We start from the raw sequence: 2,130 nt of genomic DNA, 5'->3' as shown, positions 1-2,130 counted from the left end.
TGGGCTTCGGCTTCGCTCTCAGCGCCAGCCTACGGGATTGCTTCGCGCCAGCCATGTTCGTGCCACGCGAAGTCGCCACTGGCTGCAGCATGACTTGAAGCCCGCGATCCACATACTGCGCGATCGTCAACCGCCCGCGGAAGCGCCAGGACTTCAGGGCCCAGGCGTGGCAGAACATGACGATCATGTACGTGAGCATCTCCACGTCCACTTCGGCGAACAGGCCGGCGCGGATGCAGTCGTCGATGCAGCCGGAGATCAGCTGGTTGCTCGCGATCTCCTTGGCCTTGAGCAGCTCGCGGCGCTGGCGGCCGAGCGACTTGGTCTCGCGGTACACCAGCAGCGTGGCCTCGATGCGCTCGTCGATCACGCGCCCGTAGGCAAGCACCGCGGCGCGGAAGCGCTCCATCGGATCGGTGAGCCCCTCCAGCGCGCGCGGGATCTCGCGCAGGTAGGAATCGAGCACCTCCACCAGCGCGAGGAAGAGCACGTCCTCCTTGTCGCTGACGTACTGGTAGATCAGCCCCACGCTCACGTTCGCGCGCTGGGCCACCTCGCGGATGGTGGTGACGTGGTAGCCCTGGCGTCCGTACAGCTCGATCGCCGCCTGCATGATCTGGCGGCGGCGCTTCTCCACCAGTTCCGGCACTTCCACCTTGCTGACAACCTGCAAAGCCATGCCGGGATTGTCCACCTTCAGCGCGCCTCGGAGCGGAAGGCGTCGAGCGTCTGGCGCGCGATGATCAGCTGCTGCACCTCGGTGGCGCCCTCGTAGATGCGCAGCGCGCGGATCTCGCGGTACAGCCGCTCCACCGGATGCCCGGAGACGACACCGAGCCCGCCCCACACCTGCACGGCGGCATCGATCACCTGCTGCGCCGTCTCGGTGGCCTGCATCTTCGCCATCGCGGCCTCGCGCGTGACCTTGCGGCCCTGGTCTCGCAGCCAGGCCGCGCGGTAGGTGAGCAAAGCCGCACTGTCGATGCCGGTGGCCATGGTGGCCAGCTTCACCTGCGTGATCTGGAAATCGGACAGCAGCTGGTCGAACATCCTGCGCGTGGTGGCGCGCGCCAGCGCCTCGGCCAGCGCCCGGCGCGCGAAGCCCAGCGCCGCGGCGGCCACCGAAGTGCGGAAGATGTCCAGCGTCTGCATCGCGATCCGGAAGCCCTGCCCCGCGTCGCCCAGGCGCTGCGCCGCCGGAATGCGGCAGTTGCTGAAACGCAGGCGCGCGAGCGGATGCGGCGCGATCACGGGAATACGTTGCGCGATCTCGAAGCCCGGTGTTCCCGCCTCCACGATGAAGGCCGACAGCCCGCGCGAGCCGTGCCCCTCCCCCGTGCGCGCGAACACCACGTACAAGTCCGCGATGCCGCCGTTGGAGATCCACGTCTTCTCGCCATCGAGGACGTAGGTATCGCCTTCGGCGCGCGCTGCGCATTTCATCGCGGCCACGTCGGAGCCGGAATCGGGCTCCGAGAGCGCGAAGGCCGGGATGGCCTCGCCGGTGGCCACGCGGGTCAGGTAGCGCTTCTTCTGCGCCGGCGTGCCGTGCAGCGTGATCGCTCCGGAGCCCAGCCCCTGCATCGCGAAGGCGAAGTCGGCCAGCCCCGAATGGCGCGCGAAGGTCTCGCGCAGCAGGCACAGCGCGCGGGTGTCGATGGTCTCGGCCGCGCCGCCGCAGGCGACGCCGCCCACCGTGTAGCGCAGCCAGCCCGCCGCGCCCAGCTGGCGCACCAGTGATCGGCAGGCCGCATCGACGTCCTCCGGATGGCCGTGCGGCAGCTGCGTGGTGCACCAGCCTTCGAGCTCGCGGGCGAGCGCGCGGTGGTGCGGCTCGAGAAAGGGCCATTCGAGCCAGCCCTGGTCGTGGTACATGCGTGTCTCCTCACCCGGCGAGAAAGCGGCGCACCAGCGCCTGGCTCTCGGCCTGCGCATACAGCATGGTGGTGCCCTCGACTTCCGCTTCGTAACCGTCTTCACCGCCGTCGATGGCGGCCGTGATGCAGCGCTTGCAGGCGGCCAGCGCCGGCGCCGGGACGCCGGCGATGCGCTGCGCCAGCCCCCGCGCGGTCTCCTCGAGCTGGTCGGCCGCGACGCAATCCTGCGCGATCCCCAGCGCCGCGGCCCGGG

2 protein-coding genes and 1 pseudogene are annotated in these 2,130 nt (G+C 69.9%); all 3 read right to left on the bottom strand.

Translation table 11 applies throughout. From position 1 onward, the window contains the following. On the bottom strand, nt 1-679 hold a 679-nt coding region (locus VFM98_RS06665; protein ID WP_325109123.1), incomplete at its 3' end, for a TetR/AcrR family transcriptional regulator. 17 nt (nt 680-696) lie between these two features. Then, complete coding sequence (locus tag VFM98_RS06660) at nt 697-1,875, bottom strand: acyl-CoA dehydrogenase family protein (protein ID WP_325109122.1); 1,179 nt, start codon at nt 1,873-1,875, stop codon at nt 697-699. Between the two features lie 10 nt (nt 1,876-1,885). Beyond that, a pseudogene (locus tag VFM98_RS06655) lies at nt 1,886-2,130 on the bottom strand (hypothetical protein); the annotation flags it as partial.

Source organism: Ramlibacter sp. (assembly GCF_035706265.1).
Taxonomy (GTDB): domain Bacteria; phylum Pseudomonadota; class Gammaproteobacteria; order Burkholderiales; family Burkholderiaceae_C; genus Ramlibacter.
This window is presented reverse-complemented; position numbering and strand designations above follow the sequence as displayed.

What these genes read in the sequence shown, in the direction of transcription:
- VFM98_RS06660 (WP_325109122.1), bottom strand. Translation starts at nt 1,875, where the DNA reads ATGTACCACGACCAGGGCTGGCTCGAATGGCCCTTTCTCGAGCCGCAC.